Consider the following 14,316-nt stretch of genomic DNA (forward strand, 5'->3'; position numbering starts at 1 on the left):
AAGACCGAGGAATTCAGCCGAATGCGCACCTCGATCGGGTAAGGATACGGCTCGCGGGCCCGATCCGTTCATGCCGGGAAGCATCCCGTTCCACCCCATAGGCTGGGACGGCGATCCGGTGATGGGTGGGGGTGGGCAGGGGATGTCGGACGAGGAAATCGCGCACGTCCTGGACGCGGTTCTGCGCGACCTGCGTGCGCAGTGCGCCGTACGGCCGCGGCTGGAGGAGGACGCCGAGTTGGGGCTCATGATGTATGCGCCCGATGGGAGTGGGCAGGGCATCGACCCGTCCTTGGGCGTCAGCCCGGCGGAGCGTGTTGCCAACCTCGCGGATCAGGTTCAGGAGTGGGCTGTCGAGGCGTTGTGGTCGGAGGGTGTGTCGGCTGTGTGGCCGCACTGTCCGGAGCATCCGGACACCCATCCGCTCACGGCTACCGTCGCCGGCGATACGGCGATCTGGGTGTGCCCGAAGAGCGGGGCGGGCTTCGGGCGGATCGGAACGCTGGGGAGCCGGTAGGGATCTGCGGCGCGGGGGCCCTAGGGACGGCCCCTCGGGAGGGCGTCTCGGGAGGGCGTCTCGGGAGGGCGTCTCGGGAGGGCGTCCGCGCTTCGCGTGTCACGGCTCCTGTGTGCTGAGTCGCTCCACCACCGCCGCTGCCGCCTCCGCCCTGCGCCTCGTCTCCCTGAGCCTGCGGTCGCTCGCGCGTGCGTGCTCCCGGGCCGACTGTTCCGCGGAACGTGCCTGCTGTTGCTGCTCCTTGGCGTGTTGGAGTTCGGTGGTCAGGTCGCTGACGCGCTGCTGAGCTTCGTCCCAGTGCTTCTTGGCCGCGAAGGCCTCGCGGCTCGCTGTGGCCGCCTCCTTCTCCCGGGTCCGGAGTTCCCGCGCGGCCTCGTCCGCCTCCTTGCGGGCCCGGGTGAGCCGTCGGCGGTGTTCCGCGGTGGCGGCCTTGGTGGCTGCCTTGGTGGCCTTGGAGGCGGGGCGTGCCGGGCGGGGGGTTGCGGTGGGGCGTGGTGTCGCGGGGGCGGCTTCGGGCGTGGTGGGGAAGCCCGTGTCGGCGGTGAGGGGTTTGACCAGTCTGCCGCTCGCCCATTGCTTGGCCGCCTCGGGATCCGCGAGGACGGCGCGCAGGGTGTTCTCCACCTCGTGGCGGGCGGCTTCCGTGATCGGGTGGCCCGCCTGTGCGGCCAGCTGGCCGGCCTGGCGGGACAACGTGTTGATCAGGACCCGCTGGCGGCGGCTCAGCTCTCGCAGCTGCTCGGCGTCCAGGTCGCGGTGGGCCTGTCTCAGGCCCTCGCCGAGGCGGAGCAACGGTTCGACCTCGCTCCCCCGTTCGTGGACCAGGAGGTTGCTGGCCCAGGCCGACAGGCTCGGGCGCCGTAGCTTGCCGATGCGGTCCGCGAGGGCTCGGTCGCCGGCCGTGCGGGCCGCGGCGATGCGGGCGGCGCGGGTGGCGGTGAACTCCTCCGGCCGCAGCCTGTACAGCTCGTCGGCGACAGTGTCCAGGTCCATGTCCAGGTCCAGGTCCAGGTACAGGTCCATCGATGTTGGCTCTCCGCGCCGGCGCCACATGGATCCCGCGCCACAGAGGGTCGTATCGATTTTCCCACCCCTGGTGCGGAGCGCGCAGGTCCGGTTACTTCCAGGCGCGGTCGAGGAAGTCAGCGATCAGCGGGGCGATCTCCGGCAGATGGGTGTCCAGGGCGAAGTGGCCGGTGTCGAGGAGGTGGAGTTCGGCGTCCGGCAGGTCGCGCAGGTAGGCGCGGGCGCCGGGCTCGGTGAAGAAGGGGTCGTGACGGCCCCAGGTGATCAGGGTGGGCGGGGTGTGGCGGCGCAGCCATGCCTGCCAGTCGGGGTAGCGCGCGAAGTTGGAGCGGTAGTCGAGGATGAGTGAGCGCTGGGCCTCCTTGCGGCCCGGCTGGTCAAGGAAGTGCTGGTCGAGGGTCCAGCCGTCCGGGGCGATCAGGTCGGGGTCGGGGACGCCGGTCTCGTACTGGCTGCGGGTGCCGGCGAGGGTGAGTACGCCGGCGATGGTCTCGTCGACGCCGGGGGTCTCGGGGGTGAGGCCGATCAGGCCGAGGGCCATGTCCGAGAGGCCCTCCTCGTAGGCGTTGCCGTTCTGGACCACCAGCCCCGCGATCCACTCCGGGTGGCGCTCGGCGACGCGCAGGCCGATGGGGGCGCCGAAGTCGAAGACGTACATCACGAACCGGTCGAGGCCCAGGCCCCGGACGAAGCCCTCGGTGATGTCGGCGAGCCTGTCGAACGTGTACGTGAAGCCTTCGGGGGCCAGGGTGTGGCCGAAGCCGGCGTGGTCGGGGGCGATCAGCCGGTACCGCGAGCCGAGGGCGTCGATGAGGCCACGGAACTGGTGGGAGCCGGACGGGAAGCCGTGCAGGAGCAGCAGTACGGGTGCGTCGGCGCGGTCGGGGACGGACTCCCGGTAGAAGACGCGGACGCCGTCGACGTCGAGGTGGCGGTGGCGGGTGGGTGTGGGTGCGGTGAGCATGACCTGCCTCTCCCTAATTCCCTGAGTGGTCGCTTATGCATTAGATAGTGCTCCGTCGGCGACTAACGTGTCAACCCTTCCCTGTACCATTAGCCGTATGACTGACCCCGCACCGCTGACCGGCGAGCCCCTGGCGCTGGACCTGGTCAACACCCACCCGACCACCGGTGACCTGCTCACCACGCCGGACGGCCTGCGGGCCTGGTGGGCTCTTGAGGCAGAGCGGATCCCGGACGACGTGCCGCGGGAGGTCACCGCCGCGGAGCTGGACGCCGTGCTCGCCGTACGAGAGCACACCGCGCGCGCCCTCGACCACGTACGCCGGGGTGAGCGGCCCCCGGCCGAGGACATGGAGGCGCTCAACGAGGCGCAGCGTGCCGCGCCCGCGATCAGTGAGCTGGTGTGGGACGGGACGGCCGTGGCCGTCACGCGGCGGCGCGCGGGCTCACCCGGTCTGCGGCTGGCCGCCGGGCTGGCCGAGGCCGCCGCCGAGCTGCTGGCCGATCCGGCGGTGGGAAAGATCCGTAAGTGCGAGGCCGACGACTGCGTGATGCTCTTTCTGCCCACCAACCCGCGCCGCCGCTGGTGCTCGGCGGCCCGCTGCGGCAACCGGATGCGGGTCGCCCGCCACTACCAGCGCCACAAGTCCGGGTAGCCGACGGCGGGTTGCCCGACGGGCGGCGAGTCGAACCGCCCTGCACCTCGGCAGGGTGACGGTTCATCGTGATGTTCTGGCCAACGTACGCAGGGCTCGTCACTGGTCCAGATACGCCAGCACCGCCAGTACCCGCCGGTTGTCGGCATCCCCCGGCAGCAGGCCCAGCTTGGTGAAGATGTTGCTGATGTGCTTGGCGACGGCCTTCTCCGAGATGAACAGCCCTTGGGCGATACCGGCGTTGGAGCGCCCCTGCGCCACCCACTCCAGCACCTCGCGCTCGCGTCCGGAGAGGCTGCCCACGGCCTCGTCGCGCTCCTTGCGGACCAGGAGCTTGGAGATCACCTCGGGGTCCATCGCCGTGCCGCCCTCGGCCACCCGGCGGATGGAGTCCAGGAACTGGCCGCCGTTGGTGACCCGGTCCTTCAGCATGTAGCCGACGCCCCGGCCGCCGCTGGTCAGCAACTCCCGGGCGTAGAGCGGCTCGACGTACTGGGAGAGGAGCAGCACCGGCAGCTCCGGCATCCGTTCGCGGGCCGCCAGCACCGCGCGCAGGCCCTCGTCGGTGAACGTCGGCGGCAGCCGGACGTCGACGACCGCGACGTCCGGCTGCTCCCTGATGAGCGCGTCCAGCAGTTCCGTACCGTTGTCCACGGCGGCGACGACCTCGTGGCCGTGGGCGCCGAGCAGGCGGATGAGTCCGTCCCTCAGGAGGAAGTGGTCTTCGGCGAGGGCAATACGCACGGAAGCTCCATCGTCACCATGGTCGGTCCGTTCACGGGGCTGTTCACGGCCAGCACCCCGTCGAAGGTGGCAAGCCGGCGCTCGATGCCCCGCAGTCCGCTGCCGCGCGAGGCGTCCGCGCCGCCGTGGCCGTCGTCCGTGACGGTGATGCGCAGCATCCCGCGATCGTAACGGATGTCGATCCAGGCCCGGTCGGCGCCGGAGTGCTTGGCGACGTTGGTGAGGATCTCCGAGATCGCGAAGTAGGCCGCCGATTCGACCGGCATCTCCGGCCGGCCCGGCAGGTCGACGTGAACCTCGGTGCGGACCGGGCAGACCATGGCCAACGCCCGTACGGCATCGGCGAGTCCACGGTCGGCGAGGACCGGCGGGTGGATGCCGCGGACCAGGTTGCGCAGTTCCTCCAGCGCCTTGGAGGAGGACTCGCGCGCCTCGATGAGGAGGGCGCGGACGGCCTCGGGGTTGGTCTCCAGGAGGTGTTCGGCGGCGTCCAGGGTCATGCCCATCGCCACCAGGCGGGCCTGGGCGCCGTCGTGCAGGTCGCGTTCGATCCGGCGGATCTCGGCCATCTGTGTGTCGACGGCGTCGGAGCGGGTGGCGGTCAGGTGCTGGATACGGCCGGCCATCATCTCGCTCTCGCTCGGGGCGAGCATCGAGCGCGTGTAGAGGGCGTGCCGGCGTACGGCGCGCGGCGCCGACCACAGGGCCAGCGGCAGCTGGAGGACGCCGAGGACACCGGCGAGCACGGCGGTGGCCTGGCCCTCGATCGGGATGAACTGGTACCAGAGCCCGTCCCACTCGACGGACAGCGGGACACCGAAGAAGGCGAGGAAGACGCCCCACACGCCGCTGAGGATCAGCGCGAGCGGGAAGAACGCGAAGAACGCGCCGGCCAGCGGGTCGACGAGCACCCAGACCCACTCCCGCCGGGTCTGCGGGTCGCTCATGATCCACCGGTAGCGGGCGGCCGCCCCGGAGGCGCCCTCGGGCACCGGCGGCAGCGGGCCGGGCGGGCCGGGGATCTCCACGCCCGACCAGCGCAGCGCCAGTGCGCGCTGCTGGGCGGCCAGGTTGCGCACGCCCTCCATGGCGCGCGGCACCACACCGAGGCCGGGTCCCACCAGCCAGATCGCGCCGGAGACCGCCAGGGACCGGCCGAAGGCCGCCATGGACATCCAGCACAGGGTCATCGCCCGCCGCAGTCCAACTAGCCCTGCCGCGACCGAGAATCCCCTGATCCCGTCCGGCGGGCGGTTCACCCCGAGCTGCATCGTGCGGTCCATACGACTCGCTCCTCTCTGCTGCCTGTGCGGTACGTGGGCCGAAGCGCCCGTGCCCTCATTGTGGCGACGGTCGGGGTGCTGCCGCGGTGGGAAAAACTCCCCTCTTGGGCGGCCGGAAAGGGGTGGTTCTTCTACCCGGTTCTTCTACCCGCCCGCGGGATCAGGGGCGATGAAGAGGGAGAGCGTGTCCGCCACACAGGCCGACTGCGGCTGTCCGTCGACCTCCACCTGCACCGTCATGCGTACGGCGGCGAGGTGGCCGGCGGGTGTCTCGCGCACGCCGGTGAGCTTGGCGCCGCCACGGACGCGGGCGCCGACCGGGATGGGGCGCGGGAAACGGACCTTGTCCAGGCCGAAGTTGACGCCCATCTCGATGTTCTCGATGTCGAAGATCGCGCGCATCATCTCCGGCAGCAGCGCGAGGGTCATGTAGCCGTGCAGGATGGTCCCGCCGAACGGGCCGCTCGCCGCCCGCTCGGGGTCCACATGGATCCACTGCAGGTCGCCGGTGGCCTGGGCGAACTGGTCCACCTTGCCCTGGGTGACCTCCAGCCAATCGCTGTAGCCCAGGTGTTCACCGGTGGCGGCGGAGAAATCGGCCAGACTGGCGAAAGATCTCATGGCTCCGATTCTGTTCGGGGGTGGGAGAACGGGACAAGGCGCGCCTCGGCCACGGGTCCGTGGCGTCAGCGCGCTGTCAGCGAGGTGTCAGCCGTACCGCTTCAGTTCGTGGAAGAAGCCGGGCACGGTGTGCAGTTGGCCCGCTTCCGCGACCCGGTCGTGGACGTACTTGGCGACGGCCAGGTCGAGCACGCCGAGGCCGAACGGCGAGAAGATCACCGGGCGGTCGGACGGCGGGGTGATGCTTCCGGTGAGCACGTCGTACAGCGTCCCGGCGACGAAGTCCCGGTGGCCGACGCGCTGTTCGGCGAGGTGTGGTGAGGTGTTGGCCTTCATGCAGTGCTCGATGTCGTCGACGGCGTTCCACGAGCCGAGGACGATCTCGGGCGACAGGTCGCGCAGCGAGACGTGCAGCACCAGCGGGTTGTGAGTGAACCACTGCGGGTCGGTGACATGCGGTTCGCCCGCGACGGTGGCGAAGACGACCAGGTCGCATGCGCGGATCAGGTCCTCGGCCTTGTCGTGGACGGTGATCTCGACGTCGTCGCCCTCCGCGCGCCTCAGGTAGCCCGAGAAGCCCTCCGCGTGCTCGGCGGACAGGTCGTGCACCCCGATCGAGTCGAAGTCGAACCCGGTGGCGGCGAGGTAGGTGTGCAGATAGCGGGCGATCAGGCCGACGCCGATGAAGCCTACCCGGGTGGGCTTCCCGCCGCGCGCCGCGCTGAGCCGGTCGGCCGCGAGCGCCGCCGAGGCCGCGGTGCGGGCGGCGCTGATGATGGAGCTCTCCAGACAGGCGAAGGGGTAGCCGGTCTCGGCGTCGTTGAGGATCAGCACGGCCGAGGCGCGCGGGATGCCCGCGGCGACGTTCTCCGGGAAGCTGGAGATCCACTTGATGCCGTGCACGCCCACCTCGCCCTTGACCGAGGCGGGCAGGGCGATGATCCGGGACGAGGGGCGGTCCGGGAAGCGCAGGAAGTACGAGTCGGGGTTGACCGTCTGTCCCTCGCCGTGCAGCCGGTAGGCGGCCTCGACCGCCGCGACGACCTCTTTCTCGTGGCCGTCGAGCACCTCGTGCACCTGGGCGCCGGAGACCACGGCGAAGGGAGGGACCTGATTCATGGGAATGCTGCTCCTGAGAAGAGTGGGAAGGTCGTACGGGATCCGAGTCCGGGTCCGGGGGCCGGGGCCGAACCCCGGTCCGGGGCCGGGGTCAGCCGATGCGCGCGAGTCCCTTCGCGCCCTGCCGTGCCCGCCCCCGGGACACCAGCAACGGGTCCCAGTCCGGGGCGCGTTCGGGCAGCCGGGAGGGATCGCCGAGGACCGTGCCGGCGTACACCTCGGCCAGCAGCGGGCGGCCGAGGATCTGGGACGCCACGGCCATGCCGCCGGTCGCGACCCCGCCGACCCCGCTGCCGTAGCGGACGTTCTGGCCGACGACGTACAGGCCCTCGACGTCGGTGCGCACATCCGGGCGCCGGCCCTCGGAGCCCCAGCCGGCCATGCCGTACGGGGTGCCGCCGCTGGCGCGGATGTAGCGCTCGTTGGTGAGCGGGGTCGCCGTCTCGACGTGGGTGATGCGGTCCCGGAACGGGCCCAGCACCTTCTCCGCGGCGTCCAGGATCAGCTCGGTCAGCTCGCGTTTGCGCGCCAGGTAGGCGGGGTTGCGGCGGTAGGGCTCGCCGTCGACCGGTCCGCCGCGCACGCCCCAGAAGTCGTAGCCGGGCGGGCAGCCCGTCATCAGCTGGAAGTTGCTGTGGCCGGGCGGGCACACGGCGAGGGATCCGGAGCCCTTCAAGGAGGCGAAGGAGAAGGCGAGTTGGGGCACCCGGTCGTAGACGCCGTCGCGCTCGTAGCGGTCGAGCACGGCCGCGTGGGCGCGCTCCATGTCGTCGCTGTCGTGCCACCAGATGTTGGCGTTGGGCAGGCCGTCCAGCTCGGTGTCGAGGGCGACGTACACGGCGACGACCGCGCTGCGCATGGTCGCCTCGCGGGTGCGGGCGACCAGATCGGCGGGGAAGGCCGCCTCGCCGCCGCACAGGTCGAGGACGGTGCGGCGGTAGTCGGCGTTGGAGACGACGAGGGGCGCGAACACCCGCTGGCCGTCGGCGAGTTCGACACCGGTGGCGCGCCCGCCGTCGATCAGGATGCGGCGCACCTCGCAGCGGGTGCGCAGCTCTCCGCCGTGGGACTCCAGGGCTTCGACGAACGCGGCGACGAGGGTCTGTCCGCCGCCCTCGGGGTAGTACGCGCCGCGCAGGTAGTGGTCCATGATGTTGACGTGCTCGGCGAAACCGATCCCGTCGGGCATGGCGCCGTAATTACCGGCCTGGGCGGCGAGCAGGGTGCGGCCCTTCGGGGACAGCTCGCAGTGGTCGAGCGCCTGGCCGAGGGTGCGGCGGGTCCAGCGCATCGTCTGCGGGGATCTGCGGAACAGGTCGACCATCGACTCGCCCATCAGCCCGGCCCGGCTCGCGCCTGCCACGGCGGTGGCGAGGTCGATGAACCGGTCGATCCGGTCGGCCTCGGCGGGCAGGGCCCGCTTGAGGCGTGCGCGGTACGGCTCCCAGCCGGCGGGGACGTCCACGGTGGCCGTGGGCGTGATGATCCGGTCGAAGCCGCCCTCGTTGTCCATGGGCCGGAAGCGAACCCGGTCGCGCACGCCGAGCCCGTTGAGGATCGCGGGGAGCAGTCCGTCCTCGCCGCAGTCGCCGAGGTAGTGGGTGCCGACGTCGAACTCGTACTTGCGGCGCCGTCGGAAGACATGGGCGTTGCCGCCCGCCACGTCGTGCTGTTCGAGGACGAGGACCCGGCGGCCGTCGGCGGCCAGATACCCGGCGCCGACGAGGCCGCCGATACCGCTGCCGACGACGATCGCGTCGAAGTGCCGGCCGTCGAGGTCCTGAACGCCGCCACGCTGGGGTCGTGTTCCGCCGTTCATCAGAAGGTGCCGCCGCCGTGGATCTCGAAGACCGAGCCGGTGATGTACGCGGCCCGTTCGGAGACCAGGAAGGAGACCAGGTCGGCCACCTCCTCGGGACGCCCGAGGCGGCCGAGCGCCACGTTCTTCAGCTGCTTGTGCAGCGTCGCCTCGGGCATGTCGCCGACCATGTCCGTCTCGATGAGGCCCGGCGCGACCACGTTGGCGCGGATGCCGCGCGGCCCGCACTCCTTGGCGAGGGACTTGGTGAAGCCGATGATCCCGGCCTTGGAGGCGGCGTAGTTGGCCTGGCCCAGATTGCCGTGGATCCCGGCGACCGAGGACAGGTTGACGATGGCGCCCGTCTTGCGCTTGCTCATGGAGAAGGCGGCGGCCCGGCACACGTGGTAGACGCCGTCGAGGTTGGTGCGCAGCACCTGGTTCCAGTCGTCCTCGGGCATCAGCACCAGCGGCCGGTCCCGGGTGATGCCGGCCGAGGTGACGGCCGCGTCGACGGGGCCGAGCTCGCGTTCGGTGCGGGCGTACCAGTCGCGTACGTCGTCCGCGTCGGCCACGTCGCAGCGGGTGGCGGTGACCCGGGTGCCGGACTCGGCCGCCTCCTTGGCGAGTTGCTCGGCGGCGTCCTCGTTGGAGCGGTAGCAGAAGGCGACGTCGTATCCGGCCCGGGCCAGGCGCAGCACGATCGCCCTGCCGATGCCCCGGGAACCGCCGCTGACCAGCGCGATCACTGCTGCTCTCCCGTCAGTCTCAGGACCGCGGCGGCCACGGCGCCGTCCCGGTCGACGGCCGAGACCAGGGCGATACGGCCCCGGGCGTCCGGGTCGGCCTCGGCGACCGCGAGGACCGCGGCGATCTGGAAGGACGCGCAGGCGGCGCCGGCGTCACCGAGCAGCTCCATCGACGGCACCCGGGAGAGCGCCTCGGCGGGCACGAGCGCGGCGAGGGCCTCGTGCTCGGCGCGTCCGGCGGCGGTGGGCGCGGCGCACGGCACGGCCGCCCAGACGTCGGCGGCGTCGACGCCGGCCCGCTGAAGGGCGCGGCGGGCGCAGGCGGTGACGGCGGCGTGCGGGTCGTCGTCGATGTCGACGCGGGTCTCGACGCTCAGTACGGCGGCCAGCGGCGGGCGCTGAGCGGTCTGAGCGTGCTCGATCAGGAACAGTCCGCAGCCCTCGCCGAGCAGCGGCGAGGTGTCGCCGGGTGCGGCGGCGGTGTGCTCGAACCAGGCGTGCGCGGCGGAGAACTCCTCGGCGGAGCCCACCAGGTACTTCGTCGCCCGGCCCTGGGACATCAGGCGGCGCGCGTAGTTGAGGGCGAGCAGTCCGCTGACCCTGCCGCCCGCGACCGTGGTGTTGGGGCCCTTGAGGTCGTGCCGGATGGCGGTGGCGCCGGCCGCGTGGTTGAGGCTGCCGAAGGGGATGCGGCCCGCGTCGACGTAGAAGGGGCGCGCGTTGGTGTACGACTGGCGCAGGAAGCCGGTGACGTTCTCCAGGCTGCCCATGGTGATGCCGAGGACGACGCCGGTCAGCTCGTCGGTCTCCACGGCACGGTTGCCCTCGGCGTCCAGGAGCAGTCCGTCGGAGGCGACCAGGGCCAGCGCGGTGAGCCGGTCCATCTTGGCGGTGCCGCGCGGGCCGAGCACCGCCTGGATGTCGAAGCCGGGCACCGTGCACACGTCGGACGACGGCAGCGGACCGAGGCCCGCGTCCGCCTTCACTGCCGTCTTGGCGCCGGCGCGCACCCCGGCGGCGAACTCCGCGCGGCCGATGCCGTGCGGCGAGACCGCCGACCAGCCGGTGATCACGGGTGTGCCGGGTGGCAGCGTGGGCCCCGGCCTGGCTGTTGCGGTGCTCATGGTCGTCTCACTCCCCGTATGTGCCGAGTATCAGAACGGCGTTGTTGCCGGCGAAGGCGCTGGAGTTGTTCTGCACGATCCGTACGTCCGCCTCGACGGCCTGGTTGGGCACGACGTCGAGCGGGCAGTCCGGGTCGGTCTCGCGGTGGTTGATGGTGGGCGGGATGAACCCGTGCTCGATGGCGAGGCCGCAGGCGATGGCGCCGAGCGCGCTGGCCGCGCCCATCGAGTGGCCGAGCATCGACTTCACGGCGACGGTGCGCGGCGGGCTGTCGCCGTACACGTCGACGATGGCGGCCGACTCGGTCTTGTCGTTGGCCTTGGTGCCGGTGCCGTGCGCGGAGATGAAGTCGACCTCCTCCCGCTTGACGCCGGCGTCGTCCAGGGCGAGGCGGATACCGCGGGCGATGCCGTCGCGGTTGGGCGCGGTGGGGTGCGCGGCGTCGCAGGAGAGGCCGTAGCCGAGGACCTCGGCGTGGATCCGGGCGCCGCGGGCGAGGGCCGACTCCAGGCTCTCCAGGACAAGGATGCCGGCGCCCTCGCCGGTGAGGATGCCCTGGCGGTCCTTGTCGAAGGGCCGCACCACGTCAGGGGTGAGCGCCCCGAACCGCTTGAACAGGGCGAACGCCTTGCGGCACACGGCGTCCGCGCCGCCGCACAGCGCGAGGTCGACCTCGCCGGACCGGATCGCGTCCAGGCCGTAGCCGATGGAGTAGTTGCCGGCCGCGCAGGCCGTGGTGACCGTGGTGGCCTCCACGTTCGGCATACGCAGCTCGCGGGCGATGACGGTGGACAGACGGCCCGCGTTGATACGGCGGGACAGCACCGGGTCCATCGCCTCCGGGTCACCGGCAGCCAGCTCCTGCTCCAGCAGCAGGGCGATGTCGTGGGACTCGCCGTCGGTGGTGCCTACGGTGATGACGGCCTGCCGCTCGCCGAGGTCGTCCTCGGTGAGCCCGGCGTCGTCGACGGCCATCCGCGCGGCGGCGACGGCGTACTGGCCGGCGCGGCCCATGTCGTCCAGGGGGACGTGGTGGATCCAGCGCTCGGGCTCGAAGTCGGGGACCTCGCAGGCGATGTTCTGGCCGAAGCCCTCGGTGTCGAACCGGGTGATGGGCCGCGCGCCGGAGCGGCCGGCCCGCAGCCCCGCCGTGTACTCCTCGACTCCCGTGCCGATGCTGGAGATCACTCCGAAGCCGGTGAGGACGACCCGGCGGCGTGCGGTTGCGGTGGACATGTGGGTTCCCCTCACCAACCGGCGGCGGTGGCGGTCACCTGGTAGGTGGCCTCCACGTTGACCATCTTGGGCAGCTCGTTCATGTCGATGACGATGGAGTACTCCATCTCCAGGGCGCTGAGGACGTCGATCAGCTTCAGCGAGTCGGCGCCGAGTTCGTCGATGAACAGTGCCGTGTCGGAAAGGCGCTCGGGGTCGACGTCGATGTTCTCGGCGATGATTTCCCGGATTCGGGTGAGGCGCTCGGGCGCGACGGTCGTCATGGCTGTCCCTCCGTTTATTACGGGTATGGTGAAGTCATTGCGGGTGAAGTCATTGCGGGTGAAGTCTGCTTCGCGGAAAAACGTAGTCAGCGCCGGTGACTGCCCACTGACGTCCAACTGATGGACCGCTGACGGCGGTTGCCGGCCGCGCGCCGGCTCACCGGCCGACGGCCCGCCGAAAGCCCCGTACGCTGCCCAGAACCGCCACGACCAGCAGCGCGGACAGGGTGATGGCGGTGACCAGGCCGGGGTGCTCGGCGGGGAATCCGCTGCCGGCGGCGCCCGCCGGGTCATTGCCCCACAGGCGCCGGCAGGTGGTGATGACGGAGGTCACCGGATTCCATTCGGCGACCGGGCGCAGCCAGCCGGGCAGGCCGCTCACCGAGACGTAGGCGTTGGAAAGGAAACTGAACACGACGAGGACGAGCGCGCCCGTGCCGTCGATGGCCTCGATGTTCTTCTGGGTGGTGCCGAGCAGAATTCCGATCCAGAGCATCACGTAGACGAAGGCGAGCAGCACGCCGAATCCGGCGGCGGTGCGCAGCACGCCCTCGTGCGGGCGCCAGCCGACGGCGAGGCCCACCAGGGACACCGCGGTGAGGCTGACCGCGCCGACGAACAGGTCGGACAGCGTGCGTCCGACGAGCACCGAGGCCGGTGAGATCGGCAGCGACCGGAACCGGTCCACCAGACCGTGCCGCAGATCGAGGGCGACGCCTATGGCCGTGGGGCCGACGCTGGTCAGGCCGACCTGGATGGCGATGCCGGCCATGATGAAGTCCTCGTAGGCGACGCCTCCGGGCACCTGCATGGAGTTGCGGAAGAGATAGCCGACGGCGATCAGCATCACCAGCGGGTTCATGGTGACGAGGATCAGCCGCCCGGGCGAGCGGCGCAGATGCGTCAGGTGCCGGCCGGCCAGGGCGAGGGTGTCACCGAGGTGCCCGGCGAACGCGCCGCCTGATGTCCGGGGGCGGGTGGCGGTTGCCGTGGCCATCACTGGGTCTCCTCTTTCCGGCCCGTGCCCGTGAGGTCGAAGAAGACGTCGTCGAGCGTGGGCTTGCGCAGTTCGAAGTCGGCGGTGGGTACGCCCTTTTCGCGCAGCGCCAGGGCGGCGCGGGCCACGTCGTCGAGGCCGTCGGGGCCCAGCTGGACCGAGACGCGCAGGGCGGCCTCGTCGACGACCGGGGGACGGCCGCCGAGGGTGGCGAGGGCGGCCGCCGCGTCGCCGAGGCTCTCCGGGCGGGCCACGGTGACCTCGAGGCGCTCGCTGCCGACCTGCCGCTTGAGGGACTGCGGGGTGCCCTCGGCGATGACGCGGCCCGCGTCGATCACGGCGATACGGTCGGCGAGTTCGTCGGCCTCCTCCAGGTACTGGGTGGTGAGCAGGATGGTCACGCCGTCGGCGACCAGGTCGCGCACCACGTCCCACAGGACGACCCGGCTGGTCGGGTCGAGCCCCGTGGTCGGCTCGTCGAGGAACAGCACCTCCGGCTCCCCGATGACACAGGTGGCCAGGTCGAGTCGGCGGCGCATACCACCCGAGTAGGTGCCGACGGGCCGGTCGGCGGCCTCGGTGAGCTCGAAGCGCTCCAGCAGCTCGGTGGCGCGCCGGGCGGCCCCGCGCCGCCCGAACCGCAGCAGCCGGGCGAGCAGCACGATGTTCTCGCGCCCGGTGAGCAGTTCGTCGACGGCCGCGTACTGCCCGGCCAGACCGATGCGCCGGCGCACCTCGCGGCTGTCGGACACCACGTCGTGCCCGGCGACGGTGGCCCGCCCGGCCGACGGCCGGACGAGGGTGGCCAGGATCCGCACGGTGGTCGTCTTGCCCGCGCCGTTGGGCCCGAGCACCCCGAGGACGGTGCCGGCCGGCACCGACAGGTCGATGCCGTGCAGCGCCGTGTGGGAGCGGTACGTCTTGCCCAGGCCCTCGGCGAGGATGGCGATGTCGGACGAGGACACCTCAGCCCGCCTGCCGCTGGAGGCTGAGCGGACGCATGTCGGTCCAGTTGCTCTCCACGTACGCGACGGCGGTCGCGCGGTCGCTCGCGTCGAGCACCACCCGCCAGCCCTCGGGCACGGCGGCGAAGGACGGCCACAGGGAGTGCTGCCCCTCGTCGTTGACGAGGACGAGGAAGGTGCCGTCTTCGTTGTCGAAGGGGTTGGCCATGACGGTTCTCCAGATCTGTGCGGACGGGTCGGACATTCGGGTACGG

General features: G+C 71.6%; 16 protein-coding genes. 2 read left to right on the plus strand and 14 right to left on the minus strand.

The genetic code is table 11. The annotated features are described in order from the left end of the window. Positions 1-70: 70 nt before the first annotated feature. Complete coding sequence (locus tag ACZ7NC_RS06000) at positions 71-517, plus strand: hypothetical protein (RefSeq protein ID WP_471485283.1); 447 nt, start codon at positions 71-73, stop codon at positions 515-517. 99 nt (positions 518-616) lie between these two features. Here ACZ7NC_RS06000 and ACZ7NC_RS06005 read toward each other — a convergent pair whose 3' ends face one another. After that, complete coding sequence (locus ACZ7NC_RS06005; protein ID WP_471485285.1) at positions 617-1,540, minus strand: hypothetical protein; 924 nt, start codon at positions 1,538-1,540, stop codon at positions 617-619. Positions 1,541-1,634: 94 nt separating this feature from the next. Then, positions 1,635-2,507, minus strand: coding sequence for an alpha/beta fold hydrolase (locus tag ACZ7NC_RS06010; RefSeq protein WP_471485287.1), 873 nt, complete (start codon positions 2,505-2,507; stop codon positions 1,635-1,637). A 97-nt stretch (positions 2,508-2,604) separates the two neighbouring features. Between ACZ7NC_RS06010 and ACZ7NC_RS06015 the strand changes: the two genes are divergently transcribed. After that, positions 2,605-3,162, plus strand: a complete 558-nt coding sequence (locus ACZ7NC_RS06015) for a CGNR zinc finger domain-containing protein (protein ID WP_471485289.1) — start codon at positions 2,605-2,607, stop codon at positions 3,160-3,162. 99 nt (positions 3,163-3,261) lie between these two features. On the opposite strand, the gene ACZ7NC_RS06020 is transcribed toward ACZ7NC_RS06015, so the two are convergent. From ACZ7NC_RS06020 to ACZ7NC_RS06075, 12 genes are all read right to left on the minus strand, one after another. Next, positions 3,262-3,906, minus strand: coding sequence for a LuxR C-terminal-related transcriptional regulator (locus ACZ7NC_RS06020; RefSeq protein ID WP_471485291.1), 645 nt, complete (start codon positions 3,904-3,906; stop codon positions 3,262-3,264). Next, positions 3,870-5,189, minus strand: coding sequence for a sensor histidine kinase (locus ACZ7NC_RS06025; RefSeq protein WP_471485293.1), 1,320 nt, complete (start codon positions 5,187-5,189; stop codon positions 3,870-3,872). The genes ACZ7NC_RS06020 and ACZ7NC_RS06025 overlap by 37 nt, the downstream gene beginning before the upstream one ends. A 144-nt stretch (positions 5,190-5,333) precedes the next feature. Next, positions 5,334-5,810: a MaoC family dehydratase gene (locus ACZ7NC_RS06030; protein ID WP_471485295.1), complete on the minus strand. Its 477-nt coding sequence runs from the start codon at positions 5,808-5,810 to the stop codon at positions 5,334-5,336. An 87-nt stretch (positions 5,811-5,897) separates the two neighbouring features. Then, positions 5,898-6,929: a 2,3-diaminopropionate biosynthesis protein SbnB gene (gene sbnB / locus ACZ7NC_RS06035; protein WP_471485297.1), complete on the minus strand. Its 1,032-nt coding sequence runs from the start codon at positions 6,927-6,929 to the stop codon at positions 5,898-5,900. A 91-nt stretch (positions 6,930-7,020) separates the two neighbouring features. Continuing rightward, positions 7,021-8,748, minus strand: a complete 1,728-nt coding sequence (locus tag ACZ7NC_RS06040; RefSeq protein WP_471485299.1) for a phytoene desaturase family protein — start codon at positions 8,746-8,748, stop codon at positions 7,021-7,023. Next, positions 8,748-9,476 carry a 3-oxoacyl-ACP reductase FabG gene (fabG, locus tag ACZ7NC_RS06045; RefSeq protein ID WP_471485301.1) on the minus strand — a complete coding sequence of 243 codons (729 nt, stop codon included), beginning with the start codon at positions 9,474-9,476 and terminating at the stop codon, positions 8,748-8,750. Before fabG ends, ACZ7NC_RS06040 begins: the two co-directional genes overlap by 1 nt. Then, positions 9,473-10,600, minus strand: a complete 1,128-nt coding sequence (locus ACZ7NC_RS06050; RefSeq protein WP_471485303.1) for a beta-ketoacyl synthase N-terminal-like domain-containing protein — start codon at positions 10,598-10,600, stop codon at positions 9,473-9,475. Before ACZ7NC_RS06050 ends, fabG begins: the two co-directional genes overlap by 4 nt. Positions 10,601-10,607: 7 nt before the next feature. After that, positions 10,608-11,837, minus strand: a complete 1,230-nt coding sequence (locus tag ACZ7NC_RS06055) for a beta-ketoacyl-[acyl-carrier-protein] synthase family protein (protein WP_471485304.1) — start codon at positions 11,835-11,837, stop codon at positions 10,608-10,610. Positions 11,838-11,848: 11 nt separating this feature from the next. Beyond that, positions 11,849-12,100 (minus strand): acyl carrier protein, encoded by a 252-nt coding sequence (locus ACZ7NC_RS06060; protein ID WP_471485305.1) that lies wholly within the window; start codon positions 12,098-12,100, stop codon positions 11,849-11,851. A 157-nt stretch (positions 12,101-12,257) separates the two neighbouring features. Next, entirely contained in the window at positions 12,258-13,097 is an 840-nt protein-coding gene (locus tag ACZ7NC_RS06065) for an ABC transporter permease (RefSeq protein WP_471485306.1), read from the minus strand. After that, complete coding sequence (locus ACZ7NC_RS06070; RefSeq protein ID WP_471485308.1) at positions 13,097-14,062, minus strand: ATP-binding cassette domain-containing protein; 966 nt, start codon at positions 14,060-14,062, stop codon at positions 13,097-13,099. The genes ACZ7NC_RS06065 and ACZ7NC_RS06070 overlap by 1 nt, the downstream gene beginning before the upstream one ends. 1 nt (position 14,063) lies before the next feature. After that, positions 14,064-14,270 carry an MbtH family protein gene (locus tag ACZ7NC_RS06075; RefSeq protein WP_471485310.1) on the minus strand — a complete coding sequence of 69 codons (207 nt, stop codon included), beginning with the start codon at positions 14,268-14,270 and terminating at the stop codon, positions 14,064-14,066. Positions 14,271-14,316: the final 46 nt, after the last annotated feature.

Source organism: Streptomyces sp. NPDC111802 (assembly GCF_055634335.1).

Coding starts and splice junctions, on each gene's coding strand:
- ACZ7NC_RS06010 (WP_471485287.1), bottom strand. CDS start 2,507: ATGCTCACCGCACCCACACCCACCCGCCACCGCCACCTCGACGTCGAC.
- ACZ7NC_RS06075 (WP_471485310.1), bottom strand. CDS start 14,270: ATGGCCAACCCCTTCGACAACGAAGACGGCACCTTCCTCGTCCTCGTC.
- ACZ7NC_RS06055 (WP_471485304.1), bottom strand. CDS start 11,837: ATGTCCACCGCAACCGCACGCCGCCGGGTCGTCCTCACCGGCTTCGGA.
- ACZ7NC_RS06040 (WP_471485299.1), bottom strand. CDS start 8,748: ATGAACGGCGGAACACGACCCCAGCGTGGCGGCGTTCAGGACCTCGAC.
- ACZ7NC_RS06060 (WP_471485305.1), bottom strand. CDS start 12,100: ATGACGACCGTCGCGCCCGAGCGCCTCACCCGAATCCGGGAAATCATC.
- ACZ7NC_RS06005 (WP_471485285.1), bottom strand. CDS start 1,540: ATGGACCTGTACCTGGACCTGGACCTGGACATGGACCTGGACACTGTC.
- ACZ7NC_RS06000 (WP_471485283.1), top strand. CDS start 71: ATGCCGGGAAGCATCCCGTTCCACCCCATAGGCTGGGACGGCGATCCG.
- ACZ7NC_RS06015 (WP_471485289.1), top strand. CDS start 2,605: ATGACTGACCCCGCACCGCTGACCGGCGAGCCCCTGGCGCTGGACCTG.
- sbnB (WP_471485297.1), bottom strand. CDS start 6,929: ATGAATCAGGTCCCTCCCTTCGCCGTGGTCTCCGGCGCCCAGGTGCAC.
- ACZ7NC_RS06025 (WP_471485293.1), bottom strand. CDS start 5,189: ATGGACCGCACGATGCAGCTCGGGGTGAACCGCCCGCCGGACGGGATC.
- ACZ7NC_RS06050 (WP_471485303.1), bottom strand. CDS start 10,600: ATGAGCACCGCAACAGCCAGGCCGGGGCCCACGCTGCCACCCGGCACA.
- ACZ7NC_RS06030 (WP_471485295.1), bottom strand. CDS start 5,810: ATGAGATCTTTCGCCAGTCTGGCCGATTTCTCCGCCGCCACCGGTGAA.
- ACZ7NC_RS06065 (WP_471485306.1), bottom strand. CDS start 13,097: ATGGCCACGGCAACCGCCACCCGCCCCCGGACATCAGGCGGCGCGTTC.